Here is a 15,526-nt window from a genome sequence, read left to right as displayed (position 1 = left end):
ATATGGCAGGGCTTATGCCGGTGGCGCCCCGCGCCCCTACGCTCCGCTAGCTGTTCCCTCTTTCCATGCACACCAAGACGATCCGATTCATCCGCCGCGGCGAGCTGGTCTCGCTGGGCAATGTACCACCCGAACGCACCCTGCTCGAGGTGCTGCGGGAAGACCTGGGCGCCACCGGCACCAAGGAAGGCTGCGGCGAAGGCGACTGCGGCGCCTGCACCGTGGTGCTGGGCGAAGCCGTCGACGGCCGCCTGCGCCTGCGCGCCGTCAACAGCTGCATCCGGCTGGCCCATTCGGTCGACGGCCTGGCGCTGTGGACGGTCGAAGACCTCGCCGGCGCCGACGGCGCGCTGCACCCCGCCCAGGAAGCCATGGTCCGCTGCCACGGCTCCCAGTGCGGCTTCTGCACGCCCGGCTTCGTCATGAGCCTGTTCGGCATGTACCAGAACCACGTCTGCCGCGGCGAGACCATCACCCGCGAGCTGGCGCAGGAGGAGCTGTCGGGCAACCTGTGCCGCTGCACCGGCTACCGGCCGATCCTGGACGCCGCGCAGCAGATGGCGGCGTTGCCGCCCGCGCCGCTCGACGAAGCCGCGGTGCTGCGGCAGCTGGACGACCTGGAGCGGCTGCGCGAGGACCGGGAGCCGCCGACCGCGGACGCGGCCGGCTACCTGGCGCCCGCCACGCTGGCCGGCCTGCTGGCCGCCCGCGCGGCCCACCCGCAGGCGCAGGTGGTCGCCGGCTGCACCGACGTCGGCCTGTGGGTGACCAAGCAGCACCGCCAGTTCCCCGCCGTGCTGGACGTCACCCGCGCGCGCGAGCTGCGCCGGATCGAGCACTACGAGCACCACCTCGCCATCGGCGCGGCGGTGTCGCTCACCGATGCCTTCGCGGCCCTGGTCGCGCAGCGGCCCTCGCTCCGGACGTTCGCCAACCGCTTCGCCGGGCTGCCGGTGCGCAACGCCGGCACCCTGGGCGGCAACGTCGCCAACGGCTCGCCGATCGGCGACTCGATGCCGCTGCTGATCGCGCTGGGCGCGCAGCTGGTGCTGATGAAGCACGGCGGCCACCGGCACGTGGCGCTGGACGCCTTCTACACCGGCTACCGCCGCAACGTGCTGGCGCCCGACGAACTCGTCGCGTGGATCCTGGTGCCCAGGCCGCGGCAGGACGAATTCCTGCGGGCGTACAAGGTGTCCAAGCGGTTCGACGACGACATCTCGGCGGTGTGCCTGGTCATCCGGCTGGAGCGCCAGGACGGGCGCGTCGCGCGCATCGGCATCGGCGCCGGCGGCGTCGCCGCGACACCCGCGCGCGCCGTGCGCACCGAGGCGTTCCTCGCGGGCAAGCCCTGGACGGGCGAAACCGTGCGCGCGGCGATGGGCATCCTGCGAGGCGAGTTCCAGCCGATCTCGGACATGCGCGCCTCCTCGGGCTACCGCAGCGAGGTGCTGGGCAACCTGCTGCAGCGGTTCTGGCTGGAGAGCCAGGGCACGACCGGGATCAACCTGGAAGCCGTCGACGTCCTGCCGGGCTCGCCCCCCGAGCCGGCAGCCGGCCTCCAGCCGGCGGGCGCGCCGGCCGACCGGGCCCGCCAGCAATCGGCCAACGGGAGGTCCGCATGACCGCGCGCGACGAAGAATTCACCGCCGCCACCGGCGGCGGCCCGTCGGGCGCGGCCGACGCCGGCGAGCGCAACCTGGCGCCGGCGACCGTGTCGCCGCACGCGCCGGCAAGCGCCGGCCCCGCCATGGGCCGCGACCGGCCGCACGAGAGCGCCCGGGCCCAGGTCGCCGGCGAGGCGACCTACGTGGACGACATCCCGGAGGTGCGCGGCACCCTGCACGCCGCGCCCATCCTGTCGACGGTGGCCCACGGCCACCTGCGCGGCATCGATGCGTCGGCCGCGCTCGCGATGCCTGGCGTTCGCGGCGTCGTGCTGGCGCAGGACATCCCCGGCGACCCGGTGCTCGCCACCTTCGTGCACGACGAGCCGATCTTCGCCCGCGACCGGGTCGACCACGTCGGCCAGGTGATCGGCCTGGTGGTCGCCGAGTCGGTGATGCTGGCCCGGCGCGCGGCGCGCCAGGTGCGGGTGGACATCGAGCCCCTGCCGGCGGTGCTGGACGTGCGCCAGGCCCATGCCGCCCGCAGCTACGTGCTGCCGCCCGTGACCGTGCGCCGTGGCGAGCCGGAGGCCGCGCTCGCCCAGGCCCCGCACCGGCTCGCCGGCCAGCTGGAGGTCGGCGGCCAGGAACACTTCTACCTGGAGGGCCAGGTCGCCTATGCGCTGCCGCTCGAGCAGGACCAGTGGTGGATCCACTCCAGCACCCAGCACCCCGGCGAGGTGCAGCACTGGGTGGCGCATGCGCTCGGCCTGGAGAACAACGCCGTCACGGTGGAATGCCGGCGCATGGGCGGCGGCTTCGGCGGCAAGGAGACGCAGGCCGGCCACCTGGCCGTGTGGGCCGCGCTCGCCGCGCGCAAGTTCAGGCGCCCGGTGAAGCTGCGGCTGGACCGCGACGACGACTTCCTGGTGACCGGCAAGCGGCACCCGTTCGCCTACGACTGGGAAGCGGGCTTCGACGACGCCGGGCGGCTGTCGGGCCTGAAGGTCGCGATGCTGGCCAACTGCGGCTTCTCGGCCGACCTGTCCGGCCCGGTGGCCGACCGGGCCATCTTCCACACCGACAACGCGTACTACCTGGGCGATGTCGAGATCGCCTCGTACCGCTGCAAGACCAACACCCAGAGCCACACGGCCTTCCGCGGCTTCGGCGGGCCGCAGGGCGTGATCCTGATCGAGGCCATCCTCGGCGACATCGCCCGCCACCTCGGGCTGGACCCGCTGGACGTGCGGCAGGCGAACCTGTACGGCGTGCAGGAGCGCAACGTCACCCACTACCGCATGAAGGTGGAGGACAACATCCTGCAGCCGCTGATCGCGCAGTTGGAGCAGTCCTCGCGCTACCGCGAGCGGCGCGCGGCCATCGCGGAGTGGAACGCGGCCAGCCCGGTCATCAAGCGCGGCATCGCGATCACGCCGGTGAAGTTCGGCATCAGCTTCACCGCGACGTTCTTCAACCAGGCCGGCGCGCTGGTCCACGTGTTCACCGACGGCAGCGTGCAGGTCAACCACGGCGGCACCGAGATGGGCCAGGGCCTGCACACCAAGGTGATGCAGGTGGTGGCCGACGAGCTCGGGGTGCCGTTCGAGCGCGTGCGCTGCACGGCCACCGACACCGGCAAGGTGCCCAACGCCTCGGCCACGGCCGCCTCGAGCGGCACCGACCTGAACGGGCGCGCGGCACAGTTCGCCGCCCGCAACGTGCGCGACAACCTGGCCGCGTTCGTCGCCGGCCTGGACGGCTGCGGCGCCGGCGCGGTGGACTTTCGCGCCGGCCGGGTGATCTCGCCCAAGACCACGCGCAGCTTCGACGAGGTGGTCAAGGCCGCGTACGCCAACCGCATCCAGCTGTGGAGCGACGGCTTCTACCGCACGCCCAAGATCCACTACGACAAGGTCACCCTCACGGGCCGGCCGTTCTACTACTTCAGCTACGGCGCGGCCTGCACCGAGGTGGCGATCGACACGCTGACCGGCGAGAACCGCCTGCTGGCGGTGGACATCCTGCACGACGTCGGCACCTCGCTGAACCCGGCCATCGACATCGGCCAGATCGAGGGCGGCTTCATCCAGGGCGTGGGCTGGCTCACCACTGAGCAGTTGATCTGGAACGAGCGCGGCGCGCTGGCCACGCATGCGCCCAGCACGTACAAGATCCCGGCCACCGGCGACGTGCCCGGCCATTTCACGGTCCGGCTCTGGCACGAGGGCAACCGGGAGGACAACGTCGGCGGCAGCAAGGCGGTCGGCGAGCCGCCGTTCATGCTGGCCATCAGCGCCTGGGAAGCTCTGCGCGAGGCGGTGGCCAGCGCCCGCGGCGACGGCCGCAGCCCGCTCGTCGCCCCGGCGACGGCGGAGAATGTCCTGGGGTCACTCCACCGTTGAGCTGCAAGCCGCGCCGCCGGACGGCAGAATGTCCGGCATGCGCGTGCTCGCCACTTCGCTGCTGTTCTGGGCCGACGGGATGACCGTCACGCCCCGGCTGGTCGTGGTTCATCCGCGCGTGCGCGGCGACGCCGGCCTGCTGGCGCACGAGGCGGTGCATTGCCGCCAGATGCGCGAGGTCGGCATGTTGCGGTTCTGGTGGTGGTACTTCACCTGCCCGGCCTTCCGGCTGTGGTCGGAGGTCGAGGCGTACCGGGTGTCGCTGCAGCACCAGCCCAACGGCCTGCGCCACTTCGCGCGCACCATCGCGCGCGGCTATCTGTTGCCCATCAGCGAACCGGAAGCCGAGCGCTTGCTGCGCGGCGGCTGAGCGCGGGAGCGCCGCCGGGCGCCGTCAGAGGAACGCCAGCACCAGCCAGGTGGCCGCGCCCCACAGGCCCAGCGAGAGCGCCCCGCCGATCCAGAATGCGCGGCTGACCAGCAGGCCCGGCCCGTCGGGCTGGGCATCGAAGCTGTCGTGCGCCCAAGGGCCCCAGCCGGTGCCGGACAGGGGCGAGTGCATGGCAGCGCTGGCGTACAGGTCTCGTTGCGGCATCGTGGGGCTCCCGATGGGTGCGTCGTGGCCACCATCGTGCGGACGCCACGGGCCGGCGCGTGTAGGAGCGCTACCGGACCTGGCGGCGGAATTCGCCGCCTGTGGCTCAGCCGTTGGCGTTCGCCGCGCTTCAGTCGCGGGCACGGTCGCCGCGGGCCAGGCGCAGGCCCGAACCCATCGCCCAGACGCCCCAGCACACCAGGGACGCCGCCAACGTGTAGCCGACCGGGCTTTCCGGCACGAACCAGGTCGGCCAATCGGGGAAGCGCTCGGCCAGCGCCGCGGGCGTGGGCGCGCCGGTGCAGGCCACGGCAGCGAGCAGCAGGCCGGCGGCGCCGGCAAAGAACATCCACAGGCCGCCTTGCACCATGCGGTGCGGTGCGCGCGCGAACCACTGGGTCATCGTCTGGAACATGAACTCATCTTGAGGGCCCGCCCCCGCCTCCGCGGCTGAGGCCCGCGGCCCGGCCGTGCAAAGCGCGCCCACCGTGCAAGCGCCGCACATCCGATGCGCGGGGGAGACACCGCCGACGGAACGGCAGGCGTGTCCGAATGTGGCCGATGTCGCGACTTGTTCCCTCCTCCAGGCGAGGGGGTGCGCGACCAGGGCTGGCCCAGCCGCCAGATGCGCCGCTGAGCCGACTGCGGGAAAACCCCAGGCTGCGGGCGCCGCCGGCTGGACAGTAATCGCGGCATGCGAGCGGGTGACCAGGGCGTGTTCGACGACAGTGATTTCGACTGGGACGGCCTCAGTGCGCGCCGGCCGCCGCAGGCCGAGCGGCGCGCCACCGTGATGAACCGCCTCGCCTGGATCGTGCTCGTGCTGCTGATCTTCTGCCCGCCGGTGGGCTTCGCCCTGGCGGCGCTCTGGCGCTAGAGCGCCAGCATCCAGGCGGCCATCTCGTCGGCGACCTGCCGCACCAGTTGCGGCTGCCCCGCCAGGTAGTGGTTGGCGCCCTTCACGTCGATGTTGCGGATCCGGCTGCCGCCGGCGGCCAGCCAGGCATCGCGCGTGCTCGGGAACGTGGACTGGTCGGCGGTGTAGGTGTGCAGCAGCACCGGGACCGACGTCCTGGCCAGGTTGGCCGGGCCATCGGCGAGGCTGCGCGGCGACCACTGGGACAGGAAGGCAGTCAGCGACGTGATGCGCCCCATCTGGCTGGCGGCGTAGTTGACCGATCGCGCGCCGACCGCGCCGGCGCCCCAGACGCTGCCCACCTCGCGGTCGTTCGCATCGAGCGCAAGGTCGAGAAAGCGCGGATCGGCATGCGTGCGGTGGATGACGAACACCTGGTCGCGCGGCCCGCCCGGCTCGGCCCGCCGCCGCAGCAGCGCCAGGCGATCGACCACCCAGCGGTCGATGCGTTCCAGGCGCGCCTGCTGGGCGGCCCGGAAGCGCGCCAGGAACTCCGATGCGTAGGGCGGCCCGTTGCGCGGGTCGTACATGTCGAGGTCGAAGTTGGCCGACAGCGGGTCGTCCTCGTCGAACACGGACGGGTCGATCCAGTGCCGCATCAGGTGCGAGCGCCCCTCGTGCGCCGCGCACAGGGCCAGGCCCTGCACCGGCGGCAGGTCGGCCGGTGACAGGCCCGCCGGATCGCCATCCGGCAGCGTCTCGATGGTGAGCCGCTCGGCCTGTGCCTGGTAGAAGGCCGCGAGCGAGGCGCCGCCCGAGTTGCCCACCAGCACCACCTTGTCGTAGCCCTGCCCGCGCAGGAACTGCACCCCGGCGCCCAGGTCCTGGATCACGCGTTCCATCACCAGCAGCGTGTCGTTGCCGGCATAGCGCGAGTTCAGCCCCATGCAGGCGACGCCGCGCTCGGCCAGCGGGCCGATCAGGTAGTGCCCCATGAAGTTGCTGGTCGGATGCATGACGATGGCAGCGACCTTCTTCGGGCCGGCCGGCTGCGCCCAGGCGCCATAGATGCGCGGGCGCAGCATCTGCAGGCCCGACTGGCTCTCGAGGGCCGCGCCGGGCCGCACGTCGATGACGGCAAGCTGGAGCGAGGGGCTGGACATGGGCGGCATTGTCGGCGAGGCGCCGCAGGCACGCCGCGGGGCACCCACAAGAAAGGCGCTGCGCCTGGGAAGGCGGCAGCGCCTGCAGCAAGGGGCCCGGCGACCAAGGGCGCCGGGCTGCGTGGGTCAGTTGTACTGGTACACGACCGACTTCACGCTGCCGTCGGTCATGCGGTAGTTGAACTTCAACCTCCGGCTGGGCGGCGTGGTCAGCGTGAAGGCCGGGACTGTCGAGTTGTCCAGGGTCACGGAAGTGGCGCCCGGGGCGATGGACTTGTTCGGGCCATAGCTGCCGGCACCGTCGACCACCGCGCCCACGTTCTGCATCTGCTGCGCGGCCGGGTTCTGCACCCAGTCCAGGGGCAGTGCCGTCTGCACGCCGGCCAGGGCACCGTTGGGGTCCAGGGCCGCGAGCGTCTTGGGGCCCGGCGCGCTCCAGGGCAGGTTGACCAAGGTCGTGGCCGGGACCAAATCGCTCAGCAGCGTCTTGGTGACCGTGCGCAGCGGCGTGGTGTTGGCGCCGTAGAACAGTTCGATCTTGTAGCGCGCGCCCTTGACGAACTTGCTGACGTCGAAGCCGTCGGCCGGCTGTGCCCACAACATGCTGTTCGGATTGGCCGCGAGCGTGGTGGCATCGGCTCCGGTCAGGCCCTTGGTGCGCTGCACCCACACCAGCGGGCAGTTGAACGTCACGTTGTTGCCGCACTGGCTGCCCGTGGTCAGGCTGCCGGTCTTGTTGAACAGGTCCATCGACGGCTGCTGGGCCGACGACGACACCTTGAACACCAGGCCCGTGCCCACGCCGCCGTTGCCCGGCAGGCCGGGGCCCGAGACACGGGCCAGGGTCAGGGTGTCGCCCGTGGCGGCGTCGACGCTGCCCGGCCCCTTGGCGTTGACATTGACCAGGAATCCCATCTGGAAGGTGCTGAACGCCGCCGTGTTCGCGGGGTTCATCTGCTCGACGCGGCGGATGATGAGCGTCGTGCTGGTGTCCACCGGCTGCTGGTTGCCCACCAGCCACCACTCGGTCGGACGCGCCGCCGACGACGTGCCGGGGAGCTTCGCGGCCACCGTGATCGCGTTGCCCGGGTTGCCCGCCGAGTCGACGTAGCGGATGTTCAGGACGGCGCGGTCGTAGGCCTCCCAGGCCGGTGCGACGGCCGTCGACGACTTCGGATAGAAGGCCATGATCTCCGGCACGCTGAACGTGGCGCCGGTCATCTGGTCGCTGGTCAGGATGCCGTGGAACTGCTGGCCGGCGTAGTAGCCGTTGTGCAGATAGTCGATGCCCGCCGCGTTGGCCGAGTCGGACACGAAGTCCTCGCAGGCGGCGCCCACCTGGTCGACCTCGGGCCCGCCCTCGCTGGCGGGATGGTCGGTGACGTGCAGCACGCGCTGCGCGGTGGGCAGCGCGAAGCACTGCGTGAACTTCGCCGCCGCGATCTGCGCCGCCTGCGACAGCGAGGAGACCGCCGCATCCGGCGCGGCGACGGTGGCGCCCGTCGTGGTCGGGGTGGCCAGCACGACCGGCGTCGGGTTGTCGATGGTGGCCAGGGCCAGCTTGCCGCTGGCGGGGTCGATGACGACCTTCACGACGTCCAGCACCATGTCCGCCGTGTTTCCGGTGCCGGCCGCCGTGGCGGCCGTGATGGAGGTGGAGAACGGGTCGTAGCCGGCCGGTGCGTTGATAGCCGCCAGCACGGGCGCCAGCTGCGCCACGACGTTGGTGGTGACGGCCGTCAGTTGCGCGGCGTCGACGGTGCGGCTGTTGACGACGGCGAGCGCGTCGCCGCCGCCCAGCTGCGCCACGATGGCCGTCGTCAGCGGCGTGGCGTTGACCGTGAGCGCGGCGCCGGCCGCGGGGGTGGTCGTGGCCACGCTCACCAATGCGGGCGTGTTGCCGGTCGGGTCGGTGACGACCACGAAGAAGGGCGCCACCTTGCCGGCCTGCAGCGTGCAGGTGTAGCTGCCCAGGGGCGTGGTGGTGATGGCGGTTTCGACGCAGGGCGAGGCGCCGCTGCTGTCGGTGATGGTGACGCGCGCATTGGGCACGGCCGCGCCGCTGGCGGCGACGCCGACCAGCGTGGCGGCCGCGGGGGCCGGCGCCGGTGCCGGCGCGGGGGCGGGAGCCGGCGCAGGTGCCGGCGCGGAGGCGACGGTGTCGCCGCTGTCGCCGCCGCCGCAGCCGGCGGTGGCCAGGACCATCGTGCTCGCGACGAGCACGTTCAACCAGGTGAGACGACTTCTCATGAACACTCCTCCAACAAGGTGGGGCGGAGCGTAGGGGCAACCCGACCGTCGAGGATCGCCCGGCAGTCTTAACCCGGATGGGCTAGGCGGTCCTACCCGGTCCGGCCGTGCAGGCGGGCGATCAGCGCCCGCATCCAGGCGTTGCCCGGGTCGGCCTCGAAGCGGCGGCTCCAGTGCAGCGAGACGGCGAACTCGCGGCCGGCCAGGGGCGGCTCGACGATCGCATAGCCGCCTTCGGCCATGAAGCCCTCGGCGATGTTGCGCGGCATGACCACGGCCAGGTCGGTGGCGCGCACGATCGACGGCAGCGCCATGAAGTGCTCGGTCGTGAGGCGCAGGCGGTCCTCGACGTGCAACCGCTGCAGGATCCGCAGCGTGTCGGCGTGCGTGCGCACGTTGACGAACTCCAGCTCGCGCAGCGCCTGGCGCAGCTGCGCCTCCGTGCGCTTGCGGCGCGTGAACGGATGGCCCGAGCGCAGCAGCACGATGTAGCGGTCGCGCAGCAGTTCCAGCTTCTGTGTCTCGCGCACCATCGGCAGGAAGCCGAACGCGAAATCGATGCGGCCGGTGTCCAGCGCGCCGGTGATCTCGTCGCGCGGCAGCGGCAGGGTCTCGACGCGCACACCGGGCGCGTGCTCGCGCAGGGCGACCATCAGCTCGGGCAGGAACCGCCCCTCCCCGATGTCGCTCATGTGGATGCGGAAGGCCCGCGTCGACTGGCGCGGATCGAACCCGGCCGACTCGCCCAGCGCCTGCTCCAGGGTGGACAGCGCCTGGCGCACCGGCTCGGCCAGGCGGTGCGCCTTGGGGGTGGGCTGCACCCCGCCTGCCGCCCGCATGAACAGCGGGTCGTGCAGCACCGCGCGCAGCCGCGTCAGGCCCTGGCTGGCCGCCGGCTGGGTCAGGTCCAGCAGCTGGGCCGCCCGGCTCACGTTGCGCGTGCGGTAGACGGCGTCGAACAGGCGCAGCAGGTTGAGGTCGATGTCCTTCAGGTGCACCGGTCGCATCGTAGCCGGGGGAGCCCATCCGCAGGCTTTACGATCGGGCATGCGCCTGCCCAACCTGCTCGCCACCCGCCGCGGCCGCCTCGCCGCGTTCTTCCTGCTCTATGTCACCGAGGGCATCCCGCTCGGCTTCGCGGCCACCGCCGTCGCCACCCAGCTGCGCCGCCAGGGCGTCGGGCCGGCCGAGATCGGCGCCTTCGTCGCCTCCTTCTACCTGCCCTGGGCGTTCAAGTGGGCGTTCGGCCCGTTCGTGGACGTGTTCCGCTCGCAGCGGTTCGGGCACCGGCGCGGCTGGATCCTGCTCACCCAGGTCGTGATGGTGCTGACCCTGGTGTCGCTGGTCATGGTGCCGCTGCCGCAGGGGCTGGGCCTGTTCACCGCCATCCTGCTGGTGCACAACACCTTCGGCGCCATCCAGGACGTGGCGATCGACTCGCTGGCGGTCAACACGCTGTCGGAGGACGAGCGCGGCCTGGCCAACGGGCTGATGTTCGCCGGCGCCTCGGTCGGCCAGGCCGTGGGCGGCAGCGGCGTGCTGTTCCTGATCCACTCCATGGGGTTCAACTCCAGCTTCTTCTTCGTGGCCGCCGCGATCAGCGCCGTCACGCTGTTCGTCGTGCTGCCGCTCAAGGAGCCGATCGCCGAGGGCGCCGCGGCGGCCGCGCAGTCGATGCGCGGCGCCTGGCGCACCGCCGGCGCCGAGATGAAGCAGTTCGCGGTGGACTCGTTCCGCTCCTTCGTCGGCACCAAGGGCGCCCTCAACGGCGTGTTCTTCGCCCTGCTGCCGGCCGGCGCGATGTCGCTGGGCCTGGCGCTGCAGTCGAACCTGGCGGTGGAAGTGGGCATGGCCGACGACGAGGTCGGCGCGCTGAACCTGTGGACCAGCATCATCTCGGCCGCCGCGATGGTGCTGGGCGGCTGGGTGTCCGACAAGCTGGGACGGCGACCGACGCTGGCCGTCTACCTGGCCACCATGAGCCTGCCGGTGCTGTACCTGATGTGGGTGCTGCAGCAGCACGGCTACGTCATGCCGCGCGCCCCGGGCGGCGCGCCGCTGCCGGAGCTGGTGCGCTCGCTGTGGATCGCCTCGCTGGCGTACGCCGTGTTCCAGGGCCTGATGTACGGCACCCGCTCGGCGATCATGATGGACATCACCAACCCGCGCGTGGCGGCCACCCAGTTCACGGCCTACATGGCGATGATGAACCTGGCCATCGCCATCGCCGCCCAGTGGCAGGGCATCGCGGTGGAGGCCTGGGGCTACCCCGTCACGCTGCTGGTCGATGCCATCACCGGTCCGCTGTGCGTGCTGCTGCTGCCTTCGATGAAGCGGGTCGTCGTGTTCAGCGACGCCCTGGCTGCCAGGCGCTCGCGCAACTGCGCGGTCGGCCTGGGCATCGCCTGCCTGGCCTGGGTGCCCTACTGGGCCTCGCACGAGGCACTGGGCCGCGCGCAGCCGATCCTGGGCGTGTTCTTCACGCTCGTGTTCATCGCATCCGCCCTGTTCCTGCTGGCCGGCCGCGAGGTGCTGGCCGACGCCGCGGGCCCGTGGCGGCGGGCGGCGCTGTGGATCGCGCCGCTGCTGCTGGCCATGTACGGCCGCAACTTCCTGGACAAGCTGCTGGGCATGCCGGCCGTGCACGCCGCCGCGCAGGCCCTGGTGTTCACCGTGCCGGTGGCCGCGGGCATCGTGCTGCTGGCGCTGGCGACCCGCGACTGGGGCGCCACGGCGGCCCCGGCCGACATGCAGCCAGCGCATACCAGTTAGTTCGCTCAGTGGATTGATGGATGAGCCGGCCCGGGCGACACTGCGGCGCCCCCGGGAGACACGGCTTTGGAAGTTTCGTTCAGCAAGGAAATCGAGTCGCTGCGCCTCGGGCGCGGCCAGACCTTCCACGGCGAGGGCATCCTCGCCATCACCAAGGGGCTGCTGCAGTCGGGGGTCGCCTACGTGGGCGGCTACCAGGGCGCGCCGGTGTCCCACCTGCTCGACGTCATGGTGCAGGCCAAGCCCTACATGGACGAGCTGGGCGTGCACGTGGAGGCCTGCGCCAACGAGGCGTCGGCCGCGGCCATGCTGGGCGCCTCGATCCACTACCCGCTGCGCGGCGCGGTGACCTGGAAGTCCATCGTCGGCACCAACGTCGCCTCGGACGCGCTGTCCAACCTGTCGTCGCCGGGCGTCAAGGGCGGCGCGCTGATCGTGGTGGGCGAGGACTACGGCGAAGGCGCCTCGGTCATCCAGGAGCGCACGCACGCGTACGCGCTCAAGTCCACCATGTGCCTGCTCGACCCGCGGCCCAACCTGCCGCAGATGGTGCGGATGGTCGAGCACGGCTTTCGCCTGTCCGAGGCGTCGAACATGCCCGCCATCCTGGAGCTGCGCATCCGCGCGTGCCACGTGCGCGGCAGCTTCGAGGCCGGCGACAACGTGCCGCCGCCGGTGTCCACGCGCCAGCTGATGGAGAACCCGGCGGCGTTCGACTACATGCGGCTCGCGCATCCGCCGGTGACCTTCCGCCACGAGAAGCTCAAGACCGAGGAGCGCATCCCCGCGGCGCGCCGCTACATCGTCGAGAACGGCCTGAACGAGCTGATGCCCGGCAAGCACGCCGACCTGGGCATCATCGTGCAGGGCGGGCTGCACAACGCGCTGGTGCGCGCGCTGCAGCAGCTGGGCCTGGCCGACGCCTTCGGCGAGCCGGACATCCCGCTGCTGGTGCTGAACGTCACCTACCCGCTCGTGCCCGAGCAGGTGGCGCAGTTCTGCGCCGGCAAGCGCGGCGTGCTGGTGGTCGAGGAAGGCCAGCCCGAGTACATCGAGCAGGAGCTCGCCACGCACCTGCGCCGGCGCGACCTGCAGACGCGGCTGCACGGCAAGGACCTGCTGCCCATGGGCGGCGAGTACTCCGTCGAGGTGCTGGCCCAGGGCCTGGTGCAGTTCGCCGCCAGCTACCTGCCCGGCCCGGCCACCGAGCAGGCCCGGCGCTGGCTGGCGGGCAATCGCGAGCGGCGCGAAGCGGCGGCCGCGCTGCTGGCCAAGCCGCTGCCCAACCGCCCGCCGAGCTTCTGCATCGGCTGTCCCGAGCGGCCGGTGTTCTCCGCCCTCAAGCTCGCGCAGCAGCAGATGGGCCCGGTGCACGTGGCCGCCGACATCGGCTGCCATGCGTTCGGCACCTTCGAGCCGTTCTCGATGGGCCACTCGATCCTCGGCTACGGCATGAGCCTGGCCAGCCGCGCGGGCGTCTCGCCGATGATGCAGCGGCGCACGCTGGCCATCATGGGCGACGGCGGCTTCTGGCACAACGGCCTGCTCACCGGCGTGCAGAGCGCCCTGTTCAACGGCGACGACGCCGTGCTGCTGATCTTCAAGAACGGCTACACGTCGGCCACCGGCACGCAGGAGATCATCTCCACGCCCGGTCACTTCGGCGAGCCGGTCCCCGGCGACAAGGCGCAGTCGCTGGCGCACACCAACCGCACCATCGAATCGACGCTGCAGGGCCTGGGCGTGAAGTGGATGCGCACCGTGCACACCTACCACGTGGACGAGATGCGCAGGACCCTGGTCGAGGCCTTCACCAGCGACTTCGACGGCCTGAAGGTCATCGTGGCCGAAGGCGAGTGCCAGCTGGAGCGCCAGCGCCGCATCAAGCCCTGGATCGCCAACCTGCTCAAGACGGGCCAGCGCGTGGTGCGGGTCAAGTACGGCGTGGACGAGGACGTGTGCAACGGCGACCACGCCTGCATCCGCCTGTCCGGCTGCCCCACCCTCACGCTCAAGGACAACCCGGATCCGCTCAAGGTCGACCCCGTCGCCACGGTCGTGGACGGCTGCGTGGGCTGCGGCCTGTGCGGCGAGAACGCGCATGCGGCGACGCTGTGCCCGAGCTTCTACCGCGCCGAGATCGTGCAGAACCCCCGCTGGCACGAGCGCCTGTTCCACACCCTGCGCACGGCGGTCGTGCGCGCGCTGCAGCCCGCCTGACCATGGACCAACGACCCATCACCCTGCTCGTGTGCGCCCTCGGCGGCGAAGGCGGCGGCGTCCTGACCGAATGGCTGGTGGACGCGGCGCGCCGCGCCGGCTACCCGGTGCAGGCGACCTCGATCCCCGGCGTCGCCCAGCGCACCGGCGCCACCACCTACTACATCGAGGTGTTCCCGGTCCCGGCCAGCCAGCTGGGCGGCCGCCAACCGGTGTTCGGGCTCAGCCCGGTGCCCGGCGCGCTGGACGCGCTGGTCTCGTCCGAGCTGCTCGAGACGGCGCGGCAGATCACCAACGGCATGGCCGCCGCGGACCGCACGCTGGTCATCAGCTCCAGCGCGCGGCTGCTGACCACGCAGGAGCGCATGCAGCTGGCCGACGGCCGCCAGGATGCGGCCGAGCTGCTGCAGCTCGTGCAGGCCTTCAGCCGCGAGCACCAGGTGTTCGACATGAACGCGGCCGCCAGGGAGTGCGGCACCGTCGTCAGCTCGGTGCTGCTTGGCGCCATCGCCGGCAGCGGCCTGTTCCCCTTCGAGCGCCGGTTCTACGAGGAGGCGGTGCGCGGGGGCGTGCCGCACGAGAAGTCGCACGCGTCGGCGCAGGCCAGCCTGCGCGGCTTCGACAAGGCGTTCGCGATCGTCGCCTCGCGCCGCGCGCAGGCGCAGTTCGTCGAGCAGCTGCTGCGCGACCCCGCGAACGGCCGGGCCGCAGCCGCGCCGGCGGTCGCGGCCACGTTCCCGGCCCAGGTGGCCGAGATGTTCACGCTGGGCCACCAGCGCCTGGTCGAATACCAGGGCCGCGCCTACGCCGAGCAGTACACGCAGCGCCTGCAGGCCGTGCTGGCCGCCGAGCGCGCAGCCGACCCGGCCGGCGCGCACGGCTTCGCGATCACGCGCGAGACGGCCCGCTGGCTCGCGCTGTGGATGGCGTTCGACGACATCGTGCGCGTCGCCGACCTCAAGAGCCGCGCCTCGCGCTGGCAGCGCGTGCAGCGCGAGGTCAAGCCGGCCGACGCCGACCTGCTGAAGGTGTACGACCACTTCAAGCCCGGCGTGCCGGAATTCGCGGCGCTGCTGCCCGAAGGACTGGCCGGCCGGCTGCGTGCCTGGGACCGCCGCCGGATCGCCGCCGGCAAGGACGCCTGGGCGCTGCCGCTGAAGGTGGGCACGCACACCGTGGGCGGCATGCTGGCGCTGCGCACCCTGGCCAGCCTGAAGTGGCTGCGCGTGCGCGGCAGCCGGTTCGCGTTCGAGCAGCGGATGATGACCCGCTGGCTGGACGGCATCGCGCAGGGCGCGCGCCGGGGCTGGGACCTGGGCCACGAAATCGCCCTGTGCGGCCGCCTGATCAAGGGCTACGGCGCCACCAACGAGCGCGGCAAGGACAACCTGCTGCACGTGCTGGACCACCTGGCCGGCCTGCCCGATCCCGCCGCGGCGGCGCAGGCGATCGCGGCGGCCCGGGCGGCGGCGCTGGCCGACGACGCCGGCCAGGCGCTCGACGCGACGCTGGTGCGCCTGGGCGCGCCGGCCCGGCCGGTGAAGGAGCAGCCCATCCGGTTCATGCGCAAACCCGGCCCGCCCCGGGAAAGCATGGATGAGCGGAAGCCCGAGACCGTTATATAAAGTAATCGAAGTGCCCCACCACAAACAGGAGAC

Annotated in this window: 12 protein-coding genes; 7 read left to right on the top strand and 5 right to left on the bottom strand. The window is 72.0% G+C overall.

Annotation, left to right across the window (positions count from 1 at the left end):
• Nucleotides 1–65 precede the first annotated feature (65 nt).
• Genes xdhA through AC3ANR_RS04225 form a run of 3 tightly spaced genes read left to right on the top strand, consistent with a single transcriptional unit; the run spans nucleotide 66 to nucleotide 4,382 of the window.
• Nucleotides 66–1,625, top strand: coding sequence for a xanthine dehydrogenase small subunit (xdhA, locus tag AC3ANR_RS04235; RefSeq protein WP_488290629.1), 1,560 nt, complete (start codon nucleotides 66–68; stop codon nucleotides 1,623–1,625).
• Entirely contained in the window at nucleotides 1,622–4,012 is a 2,391-nt protein-coding gene (gene xdhB / locus AC3ANR_RS04230; protein WP_488290628.1) for a xanthine dehydrogenase molybdopterin binding subunit, read from the top strand. Before xdhA ends, xdhB begins: the two co-directional genes overlap by 4 nt.
• Nucleotides 4,013–4,049: 37 nt before the next feature.
• A complete protein-coding gene (locus tag AC3ANR_RS04225) occupies nucleotides 4,050–4,382 on the top strand; it encodes a hypothetical protein (protein ID WP_488290627.1) in 333 nt (110 codons plus the stop codon).
• Between the two features lie 24 nt (nucleotides 4,383–4,406).
• On the opposite strand, the gene AC3ANR_RS04220 is transcribed toward AC3ANR_RS04225, so the two are convergent.
• Together AC3ANR_RS04220 and AC3ANR_RS04215 are read right to left on the bottom strand one after the other, a co-directional pair.
• Nucleotides 4,407–4,607 (bottom strand): hypothetical protein, encoded by a 201-nt coding sequence (locus AC3ANR_RS04220; protein WP_488290626.1) that lies wholly within the window; start codon nucleotides 4,605–4,607, stop codon nucleotides 4,407–4,409.
• A 130-nt stretch (nucleotides 4,608–4,737) separates the two neighbouring features.
• A complete protein-coding gene (locus AC3ANR_RS04215) occupies nucleotides 4,738–5,022 on the bottom strand; it encodes a hypothetical protein (RefSeq protein ID WP_488290625.1) in 285 nt (94 codons plus the stop codon).
• 279 nt (nucleotides 5,023–5,301) lie between these two features.
• On the opposite strand from AC3ANR_RS04215, the gene AC3ANR_RS04210 reads away from it, so the two are divergent.
• Nucleotides 5,302–5,484, top strand: a complete 183-nt coding sequence (locus AC3ANR_RS04210; RefSeq protein ID WP_488290624.1) for a hypothetical protein — start codon at nucleotides 5,302–5,304, stop codon at nucleotides 5,482–5,484.
• Here the strand turns inward: AC3ANR_RS04210 and AC3ANR_RS04205 are convergent.
• The 3 genes from AC3ANR_RS04205 to AC3ANR_RS04195 form a co-directional block, all read right to left on the bottom strand.
• The gene (locus AC3ANR_RS04205; protein ID WP_488290623.1) at nucleotides 5,481–6,626 is read right to left on the bottom strand and encodes an alpha/beta hydrolase family protein; all 1,146 of its coding nucleotides are present in this window, start codon (nucleotides 6,624–6,626) and stop codon (nucleotides 5,481–5,483) included. The genes AC3ANR_RS04210 and AC3ANR_RS04205 overlap by 4 nt on opposite strands.
• 126 nt (nucleotides 6,627–6,752) lie before the next feature.
• Nucleotides 6,753–8,876, bottom strand: coding sequence for a hypothetical protein (locus AC3ANR_RS04200; protein WP_488290622.1), 2,124 nt, complete (start codon nucleotides 8,874–8,876; stop codon nucleotides 6,753–6,755).
• A gap of 92 nt (nucleotides 8,877–8,968) precedes the next feature.
• A complete protein-coding gene (locus AC3ANR_RS04195; protein ID WP_488290621.1) occupies nucleotides 8,969–9,883 on the bottom strand; it encodes a LysR family transcriptional regulator in 915 nt (304 codons plus the stop codon).
• Nucleotides 9,884–9,923: 40 nt separating this feature from the next.
• Between AC3ANR_RS04195 and AC3ANR_RS04190 the strand changes: the two genes are divergently transcribed.
• From AC3ANR_RS04190 to AC3ANR_RS04180, 3 genes are all read left to right on the top strand, one after another.
• Nucleotides 9,924–11,648: an MFS transporter gene (locus tag AC3ANR_RS04190; protein WP_488290620.1), complete on the top strand. Its 1,725-nt coding sequence runs from the start codon at nucleotides 9,924–9,926 to the stop codon at nucleotides 11,646–11,648.
• A 66-nt stretch (nucleotides 11,649–11,714) separates the two neighbouring features.
• Complete coding sequence (locus AC3ANR_RS04185) at nucleotides 11,715–13,868, top strand: thiamine pyrophosphate-dependent enzyme (RefSeq protein WP_488290619.1); 2,154 nt, start codon at nucleotides 11,715–11,717, stop codon at nucleotides 13,866–13,868.
• Between the two features lie 2 nt (nucleotides 13,869–13,870).
• Nucleotides 13,871–15,493: an indolepyruvate oxidoreductase subunit beta family protein gene (locus tag AC3ANR_RS04180; protein ID WP_488290618.1), complete on the top strand. Its 1,623-nt coding sequence runs from the start codon at nucleotides 13,871–13,873 to the stop codon at nucleotides 15,491–15,493.
• The last annotated feature ends 33 nt before the right edge of the window (nucleotides 15,494–15,526 follow it).

The organism is Ramlibacter sp. JJN2-2R (assembly GCF_057747835.1).
This window is presented reverse-complemented; position numbering and strand designations above follow the sequence as displayed.

What these genes read in the sequence shown, in the direction of transcription:
- AC3ANR_RS04190 (WP_488290620.1), top strand. Translation starts at nt 9,924, where the DNA reads ATGCGCCTGCCCAACCTGCTCGCCACCCGCCGCGGCCGCCTCGCCGCG.
- AC3ANR_RS04225 (WP_488290627.1), top strand. Translation starts at nt 4,050, where the DNA reads ATGCGCGTGCTCGCCACTTCGCTGCTGTTCTGGGCCGACGGGATGACC.
- AC3ANR_RS04205 (WP_488290623.1), bottom strand. Translation starts at nt 6,626, where the DNA reads ATGTCCAGCCCCTCGCTCCAGCTTGCCGTCATCGACGTGCGGCCCGGC.
- AC3ANR_RS04215 (WP_488290625.1), bottom strand. Translation starts at nt 5,022, where the DNA reads ATGTTCCAGACGATGACCCAGTGGTTCGCGCGCGCACCGCACCGCATG.
- AC3ANR_RS04220 (WP_488290626.1), bottom strand. Translation starts at nt 4,607, where the DNA reads ATGCCGCAACGAGACCTGTACGCCAGCGCTGCCATGCACTCGCCCCTG.
- xdhA (WP_488290629.1), top strand. Translation starts at nt 66, where the DNA reads ATGCACACCAAGACGATCCGATTCATCCGCCGCGGCGAGCTGGTCTCG.
- AC3ANR_RS04180 (WP_488290618.1), top strand. Translation starts at nt 13,871, where the DNA reads ATGGACCAACGACCCATCACCCTGCTCGTGTGCGCCCTCGGCGGCGAA.
- xdhB (WP_488290628.1), top strand. Translation starts at nt 1,622, where the DNA reads ATGACCGCGCGCGACGAAGAATTCACCGCCGCCACCGGCGGCGGCCCG.
- AC3ANR_RS04210 (WP_488290624.1), top strand. Translation starts at nt 5,302, where the DNA reads ATGCGAGCGGGTGACCAGGGCGTGTTCGACGACAGTGATTTCGACTGG.
- AC3ANR_RS04200 (WP_488290622.1), bottom strand. Translation starts at nt 8,876, where the DNA reads ATGAGAAGTCGTCTCACCTGGTTGAACGTGCTCGTCGCGAGCACGATG.
- AC3ANR_RS04195 (WP_488290621.1), bottom strand. Translation starts at nt 9,883, where the DNA reads ATGCGACCGGTGCACCTGAAGGACATCGACCTCAACCTGCTGCGCCTG.